General features: G+C 59.1%; 13 protein-coding genes. 4 read left to right on the top strand and 9 right to left on the bottom strand.

Annotation, left to right across the window (positions count from 1 at the left end):
- The first annotated feature begins 3 nt into the window (after positions 1 to 3).
- The gene (locus tag ACN0SY_RS05410) at positions 4 to 558 is read left to right on the top strand and encodes a YigZ family protein (protein ID WP_417685137.1); all 555 of its coding nucleotides are present in this window, start codon (positions 4 to 6) and stop codon (positions 556 to 558) included.
- Here the strand turns inward: ACN0SY_RS05410 and ACN0SY_RS05405 are convergent.
- Both ACN0SY_RS05405 and ACN0SY_RS05400 read right to left on the bottom strand, forming a co-directional pair.
- Positions 512 to 1,471 carry a thermonuclease family protein gene (locus tag ACN0SY_RS05405; RefSeq protein ID WP_417685135.1) on the bottom strand — a complete coding sequence of 320 codons (960 nt, stop codon included), beginning with the start codon at positions 1,469 to 1,471 and terminating at the stop codon, positions 512 to 514. The two genes, ACN0SY_RS05410 and ACN0SY_RS05405, sit on opposite strands and share 47 nt — an antisense overlap.
- Positions 1,472 to 1,491: 20 nt before the next feature.
- Positions 1,492 to 2,124, bottom strand: coding sequence for a S24 family peptidase (locus ACN0SY_RS05400; protein ID WP_417685133.1), 633 nt, complete (start codon positions 2,122 to 2,124; stop codon positions 1,492 to 1,494).
- A 219-nt stretch (positions 2,125 to 2,343) separates the two neighbouring features.
- Here ACN0SY_RS05400 and ACN0SY_RS05395 point away from each other — a divergent pair, with 219 nt between their 5' ends.
- Both ACN0SY_RS05395 and ACN0SY_RS05390 read left to right on the top strand, forming a co-directional pair.
- Positions 2,344 to 2,685: a DUF952 domain-containing protein gene (locus tag ACN0SY_RS05395; RefSeq protein ID WP_417685131.1), complete on the top strand. Its 342-nt coding sequence runs from the start codon at positions 2,344 to 2,346 to the stop codon at positions 2,683 to 2,685.
- Entirely contained in the window at positions 2,685 to 3,782 is a 1,098-nt protein-coding gene (locus ACN0SY_RS05390; RefSeq protein ID WP_417685885.1) for a quinone-dependent dihydroorotate dehydrogenase, read from the top strand. Before ACN0SY_RS05395 ends, ACN0SY_RS05390 begins: the two co-directional genes overlap by 1 nt.
- Positions 3,783 to 3,807: 25 nt before the next feature.
- On the opposite strand, the gene ACN0SY_RS05385 is transcribed toward ACN0SY_RS05390, so the two are convergent.
- Positions 3,808 to 5,136 carry an MATE family efflux transporter gene (locus tag ACN0SY_RS05385; RefSeq protein WP_417685130.1) on the bottom strand — a complete coding sequence of 443 codons (1,329 nt, stop codon included), beginning with the start codon at positions 5,134 to 5,136 and terminating at the stop codon, positions 3,808 to 3,810.
- 120 nt (positions 5,137 to 5,256) lie between these two features.
- On the opposite strand from ACN0SY_RS05385, the gene ACN0SY_RS05380 reads away from it, so the two are divergent.
- On the top strand, positions 5,257 to 6,183 hold the full coding sequence (locus tag ACN0SY_RS05380; protein WP_417685128.1) for a histone deacetylase: 927 nt from the start codon (positions 5,257 to 5,259) through the stop codon (positions 6,181 to 6,183).
- A 9-nt stretch (positions 6,184 to 6,192) separates the two neighbouring features.
- Here the strand turns inward: ACN0SY_RS05380 and ACN0SY_RS05375 are convergent, their stop codons facing one another.
- The 6 genes from ACN0SY_RS05375 to ACN0SY_RS05350 form a co-directional block, all read right to left on the bottom strand.
- Positions 6,193 to 6,468: a DUF6460 domain-containing protein gene (locus tag ACN0SY_RS05375; protein WP_417685126.1), complete on the bottom strand. Its 276-nt coding sequence runs from the start codon at positions 6,466 to 6,468 to the stop codon at positions 6,193 to 6,195.
- Positions 6,469 to 7,391: 923 nt separating this feature from the next.
- On the bottom strand, positions 7,392 to 8,441 hold the full coding sequence (locus tag ACN0SY_RS05370) for an AraC family transcriptional regulator ligand-binding domain-containing protein (protein WP_417685124.1): 1,050 nt from the start codon (positions 8,439 to 8,441) through the stop codon (positions 7,392 to 7,394).
- A gap of 131 nt (positions 8,442 to 8,572) precedes the next feature.
- Complete coding sequence (locus tag ACN0SY_RS05365; RefSeq protein WP_417685123.1) at positions 8,573 to 9,610, bottom strand: helix-turn-helix domain-containing protein; 1,038 nt, start codon at positions 9,608 to 9,610, stop codon at positions 8,573 to 8,575.
- Between the two features lie 95 nt (positions 9,611 to 9,705).
- A complete protein-coding gene (locus ACN0SY_RS05360; RefSeq protein ID WP_417685121.1) occupies positions 9,706 to 10,734 on the bottom strand; it encodes a helix-turn-helix domain-containing protein in 1,029 nt (342 codons plus the stop codon).
- Between the two features lie 207 nt (positions 10,735 to 10,941).
- Positions 10,942 to 11,955: a helix-turn-helix domain-containing protein gene (locus tag ACN0SY_RS05355; RefSeq protein WP_417685119.1), complete on the bottom strand. Its 1,014-nt coding sequence runs from the start codon at positions 11,953 to 11,955 to the stop codon at positions 10,942 to 10,944.
- Positions 11,956 to 12,130: 175 nt separating this feature from the next.
- On the bottom strand, positions 12,131 to 14,347 hold the full coding sequence (locus ACN0SY_RS05350; RefSeq protein ID WP_417685117.1) for a 3-hydroxyacyl-CoA dehydrogenase NAD-binding domain-containing protein: 2,217 nt from the start codon (positions 14,345 to 14,347) through the stop codon (positions 12,131 to 12,133).
- Positions 14,348 to 14,362 lie beyond the last annotated feature (15 nt).

Below are 14,362 nucleotides of genomic sequence, written 5' to 3'. Positions count from 1 at the left end.
GCCATGGCCTCGACTTTCATGACAATCGCCTCCGAGTATCAGGGCTTTCTGGAAGACCGGAAGTCCCGGTTTCTGGCGTTCCTCGTGCCGCTTGCTGCCTTCGAGACACGATTGGAGGAGCTGCGAAAGGAACACCGCAAGGCGAACCACTTCGTTACCGCTCACCGGCACCTTCTGGAGGACGGCAGGATAGAGGAAAGCGGCAAGGACGACGGCGAGCCGTCCGGCACCTCGGGCATGCCGACGCTCAAGGTTCTGCAGGGCGCTAGGCTCATCGAGGCGGGCGTCATCGTGGTGCGCTACTTCGGTGGGGTGAAGCTTGGCGGCGGAGGGCTTGCGCGGGCCTACTCGGGCGCGGCGGCCGACGCGATTGCCAACGCCAATCTCATTCCCTTCGTCAAACGCGGCAGACGGACCCTGTCGGCGACATTTGCCGACAGTTCGGACCTTGAGCGGCGCATCGCCGACCTCGGGCTAGACGTGATCGACCGCACCTACACGGAAGACGGCGTCAGTCTGGCGGTGGAAGGGGCTGAAGAAGACCTTGCCCGACTATAGGCGCTCCGGCATCTGATCCGGTGCTGCCGGCGGCGTCCGAGGGAAGGTCAAAGGGGTTGCCGGTTGTCTCGGATCCCAGCCAGCTCTCAGGGTCGCTTCCCTCTGGCAGAAGGCCTTCGAGATCGACCTCTGGCGTTTCGGGTCCGTCCGCAGCACTGAGCGGGATTTCCAGCCACTCCGCTTGCCATTTGCCGATCTTCTTGTCCTGTGCGGCTGCAGCCAGTTCTTTATAACTTTCAGGAGCGCCTTCGGCAGGGTCTGCCCAGCCATATTCAACCAGCCACGCCCCGATATCGGTGTTGCGGCGGCTGCAGAGAGCCGAAATTTCCCGCGGACCAAGATCCGCAACCTTTTCACAGGTGACGGTGAAGATCCGGATCAGACCGCGCAGGGATGTTCTGGCGCGCGCGCCGCACGGCCACGTTCCGCCGCGACGCGAGACGCAGGTCTCCTCGGCTGAAGGCGCCGTAATGTGGGCGATCCGAACCGTGAGATCCTTCGTGCGCAGCGTCCCGGCATCGACGACCTGCGGGCGCTTCAGTTCGATCGGCCCGGGCGGAAGCGGTTCGACTGGCGGATCCTTCAGTTCCAGGTAGCGCTCGGATGGTTCGATCCGGGTCAGCGGCGCTGTCACAACGGGCGCGCTGATGCCTTCCGGCGAGACATTGCGAATGTCGCTCGGCAGGGGGACCGCTCCGGCGTCGTTGGCAGAGACTGTGTCTTCGCGGCTGCTGTTTCCCGAGGCGTCGGAAAAGGTTTCTGTCCCGCTGCGCAGCGAAAAGGATCCGGCAGGCACGCTCGGCTCCGCTTCTGGTGCCGCAGGTGGCTCCGCGATGAGAAGCCATGCAACGGCTGCGCCTGAAAGGCCGATGAGAAGCGCTGGCACAGCGAATGGGCGAAGGTTGAGTGCCATTGGCAGACCTTTCTGGATCCCTACTGGCTGGCCCAGAGGATGCGGCCGATCCAGTCGATATCCTCATGGGAAACGTGCGTTACCCTCCCATCGTGGTCGAGGCCTGCGAACTCCATGCCGCTCTCCGTTCGCCGATCGAGGAGCAGGACGGTGAGGGCGCGATGTCTGACCTTGACGACGACCCTGTCGCCCCGGCGCAACGGCATGTCTCTTGCGACGATGATGACGTCGCCGTCGCGATAGAGCGGCAGCATCTCGTCTCCCGAGACCTTGAGCGCAAACTGGCCGCGAATGGACGGGTCAGGGAAGGCCATCTGCGACCATAATTTGCCCGCGGGCAGGCCCTTGGGGTCGAACGTGTCTTCGCTGGCGGCTTCCGAGAGGCCTGTCATCGGCAGCTCGCGGTGCATTTCAGATCCAGCATGTGCGCCCATACCGGCGACGAACTGTCCGAGTGCTTCGCCGGTTGCTTCGAGGATCTTTGCCAGTGATTCTGTGGACGGCCATCGGGGGCGCCCATCCGAGGCAAAGCGCTTCGACGGGTTGAATGTCGTTGGATCGAGACCGGCACGCTTTGCCAGACCAGAGGGGGAAAGGCCGTTACGCTGCGCCAGCCCGTCAATGGCTGCCCAGACTTGCGCGTGCGACAGCATGGTCTGTCTCCCGTTTCGTGTGAGGCGACAGGAATAAATCCCTCTCGCGGATTATGTTCGGCAGAGGAATCTCTGTCAAAGTCTATGTTTTGCGCCGCCGAGCGCATGCGACCGGTGAAGATCCCTTGTCGGTCCCGGGGCTTGGCAGTAGGGTCCGCCGAAATTTCCCGCCTCGGCGGGGGACCCGACAGCATCATTTCAGGAAAGAACCGAAGGCTCATGGCACTGATCTACAAGATCCTTCCCCGGTCGCTCTGGCAGGAAGCCGAAGCACAAGGCTGCTTCAGGGGCGCCCCGGTGGATCTCGCCGATGGCTACATCCATTTCTCCACCGCCGAGCAGGTGCGCGAAACGGCAGCCAAGCATTTCGCCGGCCAGTCCGACCTGCTTCTGGCCGCCTTCGACGCCGATGCCTTCGGTGACACCATGAAGTGGGAACCCTCGCGCGGCGGGGCCCTGTTTCCGCACCTTTACGGTTCACTCGACCCCAAGGTGGCTGTTTGGGTCCGGGAACTGCCGCTCGATGCGGACGGTGCACATAGATTTCCGGAGCTCGGATGATGGTCTTTCCTCTTCTGGACAAACTGGCCATTGCCGGATTGCATGCCATGGACGCGGAAACCGCGCATGGTGTGACGATCAAGGCCCTGAAGAGCGGCCTCGTACCGGCTTGCCGGGTGCGGCAGGATCCGCGCTTGCGGGTCAAGCTGTGGGACCTCGACTTCCCCAATCCGGTCGGCATGGCCGCCGGTTTCGACAAGAACGGCGAAGTGCCTGACGCGCTCCTGAAGCTCGGCTTTGGCTATACGGAGGTAGGCTCCGTCACGCCGAAGGCGCAGCCCGGTAATCCGAAGCCGCGCGTTTTCCGTCTTCCGTCCGACGAGGGCGTCATCAATCGTTATGGCTTCAACAATGAGGGCCATGCCGCCTTGCGTGCCCGTCTCGAAGGCCGCCACCGTCAAACGGGCATCGTTGGTATCAATGTCGGCGCCAACAAGGATGCGACCGACCGGGTCGCCGACTATGTTGCCGGCATCGAGATGTTCGCCGATCTGGCGTCCTATTTCGCGGTCAACATTTCCTCTCCCAACACACCGGGTCTGCGGAACCTGCAGGCACGCGATGCGCTGGCGGAGCTGCTGACCGGCGTTATCTCCGCGCGCGATGAGAAGACCCGGACCCTGGGCCGCAAGGTGCCGGTGCTCTTGAAGATCGCGCCCGATGTCAGCGATCAGGAGATGGCGGAGATCGTCGAGGAAGTGCTGGCCAAGGGTGTCGACGGGTTGATCGTGTCCAACACCACCATTGCCCGCACCGGCCTGAAGCCGGATCCGCGCCGCGACGAGGCGGGTGGCCTTTCCGGAAAACCCCTGTTCCGACGTTCGACCATTGCCCTTGCCAAGGCCCGCAAGCTCGCCGGGCCCGACCTGCCGATTGTCGGTGTCGGCGGCATCGACAGCGCGGAGACCGCCTGGACCAAGATCACGGCGGGGGCAAACCTGATCCAGCTCTATTCCTCGCTCACCTACAAGGGCATGGGGCTGATCGGCGAGATCCTGAATGGCCTGTCGCGAGAACTGGACAAGCATGGCCTGTCGAGCCTTGACGAAGCGCGCGGCATGAATGCGGATGCCTGGGCGTCAGCGTCCATAGACTGACGCGCTGAACTGCGGGCAGGGCTGCTTAAAAGGCAGTGTCTGCCCGGCGCCGGCAAATCAGGCCGAGGCTGATGCCTCTGAGGCCGAGGAAGATCTCCAGTGCCAGCCAAAGGCCGTGGTTCCCCATAAGCGGGAACAGGACGTAGTAGGCAGCGATGAAGACCGCGAGAGACAACAGCATCATGTTGCGCATGTCCCGCGACCAGGTCGCACCTATGAAAACACCATCCATCAGGAAAGCGAGAACGCCGAACAGCGGCGTGACCGCGGCCCAGGGCAGGTAGATCCGGCCCATCTCGCGCACGTCAGGCGAGACGGTCATGAGATCGAACAGATATGGCCCGAGCAGGAGGTAGAAGAGAGCGAGCAGCCCGGCGAGGACGAAGCTCCAGATCGCCGTGAGGTGGATTGTCCGGTCGAAAGCCGGACGGTATCGCGCACCGATCGCGCGTCCGGAAAGCTGTTCTGCGGCGGTCGCCAGGCCGTCGAGAAAGTAGCCGCCGACGATGAAGAACTTCTCCAGGATCGCGTTTGTCGCGAGCATGACATCGCCCTGGTCCGCCGAGCGGGCTGTGAAGAAGGCAAAGGCGAAGAGCAGCGAGAAGGAGCGGATCATGATGTCGCGATTGACCGCCATCATCCGCATCAGCAGGCGCCGGTCCAGAACCACATCCATCGCCGGCCAGGGAGTGCCTCTGGTCGCATGAAGGACAAGGCCCACGCCGCAAATAACGGCGACGAGCTCGCTGAGCACCGTGGCCAGTGCGACCCCCTCGATGCTCCAGTCGAGGCCGACGACGAAGAGGATCGACAAAACGATGTTGATGCCGTTGAGTATGAGCTGAAGCATCAAGCCCGTCGTGGCGCGTCCGAGCCCCAGGAACCAGCCGAGGATCGCGTAGTTGGCCAGAAGCAGCGGCGCACTGATGATGCGGATCTCGAAGTACCGCCGTGTCGCGTTTTGTACCTCTTCGCTGCCGCCCAGGAAGGCAAGGCCAATCTCGAGGAGCGGAGCCTGCAACAGGACGACGGCAAGACCGGCTACGATCGCGATGATCATGGCCCGCAGGAAGGTTGCCCGGATTTCGGACTGGTCGCCTGCGCCGAACGCCTGGGCCGTCAGACCAGTCGTTCCCGAGCGCAGGAAATTGAAGGTGGTGAAGACGAGGTCGAAGATCACCCCGCCGATTGCGATACCGCCCACCAGTGCCGCATCGCCCAGACGCCCGATCACGGCCGTATCGACGACCCCGAGGAGCGGTGTCGAAAGATAGGCGAGGGTCATCGGCACGGCGATGGCAAGAACGCCGCGATGGGTGACGGAGAATGGCTGGGAAGTTGTGCTGGCGGTCATGGGGGAGCTGGCTCGGAAGGACGTCAGCCTTCTTCGCGCACTCACGACGCAAGGTCAAACGCTATTGCCGTGGGACCGGAACACTGGCCGACGGCTGGCCTTCTTCTATAATTGTAGGCCATGACACTTCCGATCGTTCATCACCCTGCCTATTGCGCCGAGCTTGACAAGAGCCACCGGTTCCCGATGGACAAGTTCCGGGCTGTTGCCGACCTGATCCGGGAGGAAGGGCTTCTTGATGGCGGCCGCTTTCATAAACCGCGGCCGGCGCCTTTCGAATGGCTCGCGCTGGCTCATGACGCGACCTATGTCGAGCAGGTTCTTTCGTGTCAGGTTCCCGACAGGATCGCCCGGGAAATCGGGTTTCCCATGAAGGAGGACATCGCCTTGCGGGCAAGATGCGCCACCGGCGGAACGGTCCTCGCAGGCTATCTTGCCCTGAAACACGGAATGGCCTGTAATACGGCGGGCGGAAGCCACCATGCACGCAAGGCGCACGGAGCAGGCTTCTGCGTCTTCAATGACGTTGCCGTTGCGATTCGCGTGATGCAGGCCGATGGCGTTATCGAGCGGGCTTTGGTGATTGATCTTGACGTGCACCAGGGCGACGGCACCGCCGACATCTTTGCAGGCGATGACACGGTTTTCACCTTCTCAATGCATGCCCAGAAGAACTATCCGGTTCGCAAGGTCGCGTCGGATCTGGATGTGGGGCTGGAGGATGCGTTGGAAGATGAGGCCTATCTCGAGAGACTTTCCAAGATCCTGCCGAGTCTTCTCGATGCCGCGCGATATGACATCGTCTTCTTCAATGCTGGTGTCGACCCATATCAGGGAGATCGGCTCGGGCGGCTTTCCCTGTCACGGGGCGGTCTCAGACGGCGCGACGAGCTGGTCATACGTAGCGTGCGAGACGCAGGGCTGCCACTCGCAGCCGTGATCGGTGGTGGCTATTCGGAAGATATCGCCGAACTCGCGGACAGGCACGTCACACTTCATCGAGTGGCAACGGCATTCCAGGCCGGTGCACTGGCAAAGGCAGGGTAAAACTCTGCGCTAACCGCGCCGACCCATCTGGAGAACGCGCGACACCAGCCAGATCGGTACCACGATTACGGCACCGATCACGAAATAGCGCAGGATGTTGCCGAGCGCATCGAAGCCCATTTCCCAGAGCCGCTGCACGAACCGTACAGCCATGTCGACGATCTGAAGAGGCTCGAGATCGAGAGCGGACAGGATGACGCCGACGACAAAGGACAGGAAGACCAGACGAAGAATCACCTGCCCGGGCGAGCCACCAAGAAAGCGGTAAAGTCTTTGGTCGGTCATTCATGCACCTGAAATCTTGGGTGGCCGACGGGACGTCCGTCACAAGTTCGTATCTAGGCGTTTGCACGCGCAGATACAATGGCGATGACTCAGTGAGTGGGTTTCGAATCAGGCGCGATGCGCGCGTGGTCAGGTGGCATTCCGAAGGCAAACGAAAAATCGGAAAATTGGCATAAATGGTTAAATGTGAGTTTTCTCATGCCAATTACACGACGGTCGTAATGGCTTATTACTTAGCGTCAAGAAGGGGCTGGCAACCTTCAAACCCTCCTCCCGGGGTTTGTACGCAGCGCCTTTGATCCGAGCCGCCGTCAGACGCGGCAGGGCACAACGAAAAGAATCAGGTGCACGCGCCCCATCGTATGTAACTGATTCATCCCTGCGACCGACGTCTGAAAAGAGCGTCACAAGGTTCGGATAATGCCTGGTGCGGGCACGTGGAATGGAGAACGTGGTTGGCGGACCGTGCGTTCCAGTTTCCTGCCCGAAGGGTTCGGCGGCGGTTTCCTCCCTCCACCGCGCTGATCCGTCAGGTAAATTTTAGGTGCGGGATCGTCAGTGAGGCCAAATCCGGCGATCCCGTACCGTTTTTCTTTCCAGGATACTCTTCCATATCAGCACTGCACCGGGACAGAGCTTTTGTTCTGTCTGGGCGCTAATGCATTTTGTCATGTGGATGCGGTTTAGTGCTGCTATGGCGGAAATTGTCAATGATTAGAGATCTGGAAACATTTTCAATCCTACGGGATTTTACATAATACAAGTGTCACATCGAATTTGTTCCCTCGAAGGTTGTTAGGTGCCTTGAGGAATATGCCGCCCCTTCAATGTGGTTGCTACAGAGACGGTGGCGGGACGGAAAATGACATCGGTGGGTGGATCGAAAAATATGCACGGGCCCCATCCCACAGGAAAATCGGACATTACCGGTGTCGCAGACCGCCCGCCCCGGGGGCCGTTTGAAGGCGATGACGAAAGCCAGTCGGCGGGATCCCGAACCAGTTCCGGACGGCTCGAGAGAAGGTGCTGACATCCGAAAAGCCAAGAAGCTGGGCTATCTCATTGATAGGTCGGTTGGTATCGACCAGATATCGTTGCGCGATCGAACGTCTCACCTCATCCAGAACCGAACGGTAGTTCGTTCCTTCGCGTTCGAGATTTCTTTGCAGTCCGCGAGGTGACATTCCAAGCGTGCCGGCGACGTAATCAATCGAGCAATTTCCTGTTCTGAGGCCCTGGCTAATCGTTGCGGCGATCTGACTTGCCTGTGAGTGACGTCCGCGCAAATCGATCAGTTGCGCCAGCGCAGCGTCCTCGATGATTTTAAAGAGGGAAGGGTCCGCACGACTCGATATCAGCTGCAGGTGCTGTTCAGGGATCCGGATCCTGTTGCGCTCGCATTCGAAACGTAGCCTGCTGCCCAACTTTTCCTGGAAATGCGATGTTTGTTGAGGCGCCTTGCTTGAGGTCTCGACATGGAAGCGCGGGTACGTGTCGCTGACGATGTCTTCGATGCGGCTGCAGAGCAGGGCGATAAAACCGAACGCAAATTGACTGCTCGGACCGAAATGGTCCGGCACAACGATCTCTACGTTCGCGAACCCATTGGCGCGATCATATCCGATCTGGACGCAGCTACTGCGAACCTGCCAGAAGCGTTCCCAGTTTTTCAGCCCTTCTTCGAGGTTGGCCGCACAAAGAAAGACATAGTCGATCAGGCTTCCGTGCCCGACGGGAGCATGATCGAATATATCGAATGTCGCGCTGTCATCCGAGATAGCCTCAGCCAACCGTTCATATGCGGCAAAAACCGTTCGGACCGGCAATCTCCGCTCAGGATCTCCGAGATCGGTCTTGGTGACGCCGAGCTGGGTCAACTCCGGGCCGAAGTCTATGCCCCGCCGGGTTACCGCTCCTGCAAACAGGATCAGTGGTCTTGCGATGATCCAGTCGTGTTCATACGCAAAGGGCATCGTTGTTCCAATCGCAACGCTTCATGAAACCTGAGCCCCTTCTACAATTGCAGTCGAGGTAGCCTAGCATCTCCATGCGAGCCAAAAGCCGAAGTCACGGCAAAGTGAAACTGTTTGCAAATCCTGTAAGGTCAGTGAGCTGTCCTGGTTCGGTAGGACTTCGGCGCAATCCCGAACCACCCCTTCGCCGCGCGGGAAAATGCGCTCATCTCGGAAAACCCGAGGAGGAATGCAATCTCCTTCATCTGCAAGTCGGTTTCGGTAAGGTAGTGATCCGCCAGGGCCCTGCGGGTTTCCTCGACCAATTTACGAAAGGTCGTTCCATGCGCAGTGATGGTACGCTGGAATGATCGCTCTGACATGTTCAGCTGAGCAGCAATGGTCTGCACGGACGCGGTGCCGGTTTTCAGGTGATGTCGGATCAATTCAGATATGTGCATGAGCGAACTGTTTCTTCCCTGCTGGCTTGCAAGGCTCTTGATGGCCGCGTCCTCAACCAGCTCATAAAGATTTCGCTCCGCGCGTGGTGGTCGTTCGTCCAGAACAGTGTCGGGAACGTAGAGCCGAAGCCGGTCGCAATCAAAGCGGATCCGAGGCCCCAGCGCCGAAACAAAAGCTGATCCACTCGCCGGGCGTGGCGCATCCACATCAATCCGAAGGCACGGCGCGATTGCCGGCGAAAGGCTCATGAATCTGGAAGCCGAGCCTGCTGCCACCGCGTAAGAAAATTGCGCGTGTGCGCCAAGATGGGAAAAGGGACTGAACTCCACGCACGCCCACCCGTCTTTTTCATGGTACGTCGTCGAAAGGGCACTGTTGAGAACCTTCTGAAAACGTGCCCAGTTCTTCAGGCTGCTTCGAACCGAGGGCGCGCAAATCGTCACGTAGTCGAGTAGCGAAAATGTACCGATGCTCAGATTGCTGGTCTCGTCAAAAATCTCGGCGTCATCGCCACAAAGCTCGGCCGCATGATTCAAAAGCGCAATGAGTTTGTCGAAACGGAACAGTGCGTTTTTTCTACGGTGCAGATCGGGTTCGAAGCCAATCGTCCTGGCAACCGCGTCCCAACTATTTCCGTGCCGCAAGATGCGGTTCTCGATCGCCAGAACCGGATCGGCGCGTAAGCGCTCGGCCTCTAATGTCTTCACACACCCCTCCTCGTGACCCATTCGATCTTAGGGGGGAGTGTGTTCAGGTCAATAACTTGGCGTAAAATGTCAAATCTTGGCGGGCGGTGTTTCGACCGTTCCTATACGCAAAAAATCTAGGCTGGTTCGTGCAGGTCTCCAGTCTTTCGATACGCCTTGGGCGGGACTCCGAACCAGCCTTTTACCGCTCGTGAAAAGGTGCTGATCTCGGAGAAGCCGAGAAGAAACGCGATCTCCTTCATGGGCAGATCCGTTTCCTTCAAGTAGCGCTCCGCCGCGGATCTGCGGATTTCTTCGGTGAGTGCGCGAAACGTGGTGCCCTCTTCCTCCAGTGCGCGTTGCACGGAGCGTTCTGACATTCCGATCTGTGATGCAACCTTGGCCAATGTGCTGTTTCCGGTCTTCATGGTCTCGGCGATTGCATCTGCCACCTTTGCAGCCGTGGAAGCCTGGTTGGACTGAAAGCGCATCTCATCATGCGCGCGATTCTGGATTATCGCGTAAAGGTTTGCCTCGCTTCGGACTGGGCGCGACTTCAGGATTGCTGACGGAAAAAGTATCCCATTGCGCGTTCCATCGAACGCAAGCTTGCCTTCGTAGCGTTCCTGAAGCTTGGATGTGTGCCTTGGTGCGGGTGATGCCAATTCAACCGCCACAGGAGCGGGTGTTTCTCCAAGAGCAAGCTCGATACGCTTGAGCGCCCAGCCCATCCGTGAAAACATGACCTGGGTTTCCGGTCCGTCTTCGGGCGCTTGCGACCAGTCGAGCCAACCGTCACCATTGTCAAGCTCGGTGAAGCTCAGCTGGACGCCATTGCATCTAAGGCCGATGAAGCGCTGCCATGCCTGGCACCCATCGCCAATTGTCGGGGCGCAGATGAACAGATAGTCGTAGAGCGACAGCTCCGCAGCTGGTGTGTCGTAGAACAGGTCGAAAAGCATGGCGTCGTTTTCGACAAGCACCGCAATCTTCTCGAAGACTGCATTGAGTGCACGCATTTCGATCCTGCCGTCAGGCTGGTCGAGCTGCTCCAGGTCAAAGCCTATGTCCGCTGCCATTTTCGGCCAATTCAGGCGGGGATCCGGAAGGATTTTTCGAAGATAGCCAAGGACGTCCGCACGGCTCCAGCGTTGCGCAGCGGTCATTCTTTCCCCCTTCGATCGCGAATATTTGCAAATCAGAAGAAAATACTCTCAGTTCGGGAGCATTGCGTCAAATGAGGTTTGTAGGCGAAAGGGTAAAATGCACCGTTTATTCAGGTGCTTAATGTATTCAATATGTTGCATCAGCGATCCTTGCGCTTCGAGAATTTCGAAAAGCAATGAAAATTGGGGTTAGTCCTCGTTGAATTACTAAGCTTCCGAGGTGCGTCGATACTCCTTTGGGGATTGCCCGAACCAGTTCTTCACCGCGCGCGAGAATGTGCTGATTTCTGAAAATCCCAAGAGGAACGCGATTTCCTTGATCGGTAGGCGCGTGTCTCGAAGATAGCGGGTTGCGGCAGATCTGCGGATTTCCTCTGTCAGTCTGCGGAATGATGTCCCGTCTTCTTCAAGTATCCTTTGAACGGTGCGGGACGACATTCCAAGGGTTTGAGCAACCTCGTCCAGAGTGCAGGTTCCTGTCTTCAACGATTCAGCTATCGCGTTTGCGATAAGTGAACTTGGTGAATCTCTGTGAGACAGGTTTTCCTGCTCCTCCAGAGCAGAGCGCTGGATGATGGCATAGAGATTGTTGTCATTCTTGACCGGCTGGACCGAGAGCATGGTCTTCGGAATGAGAATCGCGTTGCGTTCCCGGTCGAACTTGAGCCGGTTGCCGTATCGCCGCTGCAAGTCGGAAGTCTTGAAGGGTGGGGCGCTGTTCATCTCCACCGAGATCGGCGGTAGAGGCGTGTCCAACGCTATTTCTATCCGCTTCACGGCCCATCCCATTCTCGCGAACATGTTTTGGCGCCAGGGCCCATGGCGATCCTGGTATTTCCACTCGAGGATTCCGAAGCCATCATCCTCCGAATAGCTAAGGTGATAGGCATTCGAGCGGATCTGGTTGAAACGTTCCCATGCGATGCATCCATCCCGAATAGTTGCAGCGCAGACAAAGAGATAGTCGAAGGAACTGATGTTGCCGAGATCCATCATGTGGAACAGATCGAACAGGATGGCGTCGTTATCCATGATCTGGGCGGCGCGGTCGAAGAGCGCGTAAAGCAGGTCTATCGGCACTATGGCTTCCGGGTCATCAAGGAGACTTGGCGATATGCCGAACTCGGACGCGAGGCTATTCCAGTCAAGCAGATCGCGTGGCGCACTGTCACGAAACATTCGCAGTGCATCGGCGCGGGCCCACTCTTTGACTGGCTTCATCGACACCTCCTCTGACGATGATCTCTCAGTTCATATTATAGAGTGATCAGAAGTGGCGGGTAGTGTCAAGAATGACGGATGTCATGCAAATAAATGCTCGTTAAAGATGTGTTTACAGGTGGTGGCATCATACCACCACCCATCGCATTGCAGTTTTCCGGCAAGCCGGGCTGGCTCAGGCAGCCTGATCCTTGGCTTCCTCCGCCTTCGGCGGGAACTTGCCGTAGAAGGTTTCTCCTGTCTTCGCCATGTCGCGCAGGAGCTTGTTCGGCTTGAAGCGCGGTCCCCACTTTTTCGTGAACTTCTTGCAGAGATCCACGAATTCGGTGGTGCCCATCATGTCGATGTAGCTGAGCGTACCGCCTGTATAGGGCGCAAAACCGAAGCCGAGGATCGAACCGACATCTGCCTCACGTACGTCCGTCAGGCACTTTTCCTCGAAGATGCGGGCGGTTTCGAGCGCCTGCATCACGAGAAGGCGCTGCTGCAACTCGTCGATGTTGAAGCTCTCGGCGGCCTTCGGCTTTCCGACCACTTCCGGAATTCCCGGCCACAGGCTCTTTTCCTTGCCCTTGTAGTCGTAGAAGCCCTTCGCGTTCTTGCGGCCGAAGCGTTCCCGCTTGACGACCATCTCTTCCAGGATGTTGTCCAACGGGCCCTCGACGTAGTTGACGCCAAGGTCCTTGCGGGTTGCCGAGACGATCTTCCAGGCAAGGTCGAGCGCCACTTCGTCGCCGAGTGACAGCGGGCCGACGGGCATGCCGGCCATCTTGCCCGCATTCTCGATCATCGCCGCCGGAACGCCGTCTGCGAGCATCATCAGGCCTTCGCGGATATAGGTCATCACGACCCGCGAGGTGTAGAAGCCGCGGCTGTCGTTGACGACGATCGGGGTCTTCTTGATGGCCTTGATGTAGTCCAGAGCCATTGCAAGGGCACGGTCCGACGTCTTCTTGCCCATGATCACTTCGACCAGCATCATCTTGTCGACCGGCGAGAAGAAGTGGATGCCGATGAAGTTCTTCGGACGCGAGGAAGCCTCGGCCAGGGAGGTGATCGGCAGCGTCGACGTGTTCGAGGCGTAGATGGCGCGCGGCTTCATCACCGCTTCGGCCTTCTCCGTCACGGTCTTCTTGATCGCGCGGTCCTCGAACACGGCTTCGATGACAAGGTCGCAGTCGCCCAATGCTTCATATTCGGTGGTCGCGGTGATCCGGTCCAGAACCTCTGCCTTCTGGTCTTCGGTCGAGCGGCCACGCTGGATTGCCTTCGACAGAAGGCCGTCGGAGTAGCCCTTGCCCTTGTCGGCGGCTTCCTGGGTCTGGTCGATCAAAACGACGTCGATACCGGCCATGGCGGTGACATAGGCAATGCCTGCGCCCATGAAACCCGCTCCGAGGATGCCGACTTTCTTGATCTTGTTCGGACGCTGGTCGGCCGGCCGACGGGCACCCTTGTTCAGCTCCTGCATGGAAACGAACAGGGAGCGGATCATGTTTGCCGCCTCCGGGGTCTGCAGGACCTTTGCGAAGTAGCGGCTCTCTACCTGAAGGGCGAGGTCCATCGGCAGCTGAAGGCCTTCAACGACCGCATGCAGCAGGTAGCGGGGGCCGGGGTAGTTGTCGAAGGTCTCGCGGCGGTAGATGGCGTTCGCGGCAGGCCAGAACTGGAAGCCGGCCGGAGAATAGATCTGGCCGTTCGGAAGCTTGAAGCCCTTCTTGTCCCATGGCTTGACAGGATCGACGCCGGCGGCGAGCAGCTTCTTGGCGGCTTCGACGAGCTTCTTCGGCGACGCGACTTCGTCTATCAGCTTCATGGACTTGGCCTGTGCCGCGCGCAGGGTGCGCCCCTGAAGCAGGAACTGCATGCCCTGCTGGCCGTCGGTCATGCGCATGACGCGCTGAGTGCCGCCAGCGCCCGGGAACAGGCCGACCTTGACTTCCGGCAGGCCCATCTTGAAGCCGTCGTCGTCAGCTGCCACGCGGGCATGACAGGCGAGCGCGAGTTCCGTGCCACCGCCCATGCAGGCACCTGTCAGCGTCGCGACGAAAGGCTTTCCGCAGGTCTCCAGCTTCCGGTAGATCAGCGACAGTTTGCGCGAGCCCTCGAACAGCGCCTTTGCGGCAGCTTCCGGATCCTTCGCCTTCTGCTTGTGGAAGTCCTGAAGCAGGCCTTCCAGCATGGTCAGATCTGCGCCACCCGAAAAGGCGGACTTGCCGGATGTGATGATCGCGCCCTTGATCTCGCTGTCAGCTGCGACATCGTCAACGAGCTTGTCGAGATCTTCCATGACGGACAGATCGATGACATTCATCGACTTTTCCGGCATGTCCCAGGTGATGAGCGCAATGCCGTCGGCGTCGGTTTCGATGGTGAAGTTCTTGTAAGTCATTTTTCCTGTCTCCTC

It is taken from the genome of Roseibium sp. (genome assembly GCF_048261595.1).
Classification (GTDB): domain Bacteria; phylum Pseudomonadota; class Alphaproteobacteria; order Rhizobiales; family Stappiaceae; genus Roseibium.
The sequence above is the reverse complement of the archived record's forward strand: the minus strand, read 5'-3'. Positions and strand labels throughout refer to the sequence as shown.

What these genes read in the sequence shown, in the direction of transcription:
- ACN0SY_RS05410 (WP_417685137.1), top strand. Translation starts at nt 4, where the DNA reads ATGGCCTCGACTTTCATGACAATCGCCTCCGAGTATCAGGGCTTTCTG.
- ACN0SY_RS05405 (WP_417685135.1), bottom strand. Translation starts at nt 1,471, where the DNA reads ATGGCACTCAACCTTCGCCCATTCGCTGTGCCAGCGCTTCTCATCGGC.
- ACN0SY_RS05400 (WP_417685133.1), bottom strand. Translation starts at nt 2,124, where the DNA reads ATGCTGTCGCACGCGCAAGTCTGGGCAGCCATTGACGGGCTGGCGCAG.
- ACN0SY_RS05395 (WP_417685131.1), top strand. Translation starts at nt 2,344, where the DNA reads ATGGCACTGATCTACAAGATCCTTCCCCGGTCGCTCTGGCAGGAAGCC.
- ACN0SY_RS05390 (WP_417685885.1), top strand. Translation starts at nt 2,685, where the DNA reads ATGGTCTTTCCTCTTCTGGACAAACTGGCCATTGCCGGATTGCATGCC.
- ACN0SY_RS05385 (WP_417685130.1), bottom strand. Translation starts at nt 5,136, where the DNA reads ATGACCGCCAGCACAACTTCCCAGCCATTCTCCGTCACCCATCGCGGC.
- ACN0SY_RS05380 (WP_417685128.1), top strand. Translation starts at nt 5,257, where the DNA reads ATGACACTTCCGATCGTTCATCACCCTGCCTATTGCGCCGAGCTTGAC.
- ACN0SY_RS05375 (WP_417685126.1), bottom strand. Translation starts at nt 6,468, where the DNA reads ATGACCGACCAAAGACTTTACCGCTTTCTTGGTGGCTCGCCCGGGCAG.
- ACN0SY_RS05370 (WP_417685124.1), bottom strand. Translation starts at nt 8,441, where the DNA reads ATGCCCTTTGCGTATGAACACGACTGGATCATCGCAAGACCACTGATC.
- ACN0SY_RS05365 (WP_417685123.1), bottom strand. Translation starts at nt 9,610, where the DNA reads ATGGGTCACGAGGAGGGGTGTGTGAAGACATTAGAGGCCGAGCGCTTA.
- ACN0SY_RS05360 (WP_417685121.1), bottom strand. Translation starts at nt 10,734, where the DNA reads ATGACCGCTGCGCAACGCTGGAGCCGTGCGGACGTCCTTGGCTATCTT.
- ACN0SY_RS05355 (WP_417685119.1), bottom strand. Translation starts at nt 11,955, where the DNA reads ATGAAGCCAGTCAAAGAGTGGGCCCGCGCCGATGCACTGCGAATGTTT.
- ACN0SY_RS05350 (WP_417685117.1), bottom strand. Translation starts at nt 14,347, where the DNA reads ATGACTTACAAGAACTTCACCATCGAAACCGACGCCGACGGCATTGCG.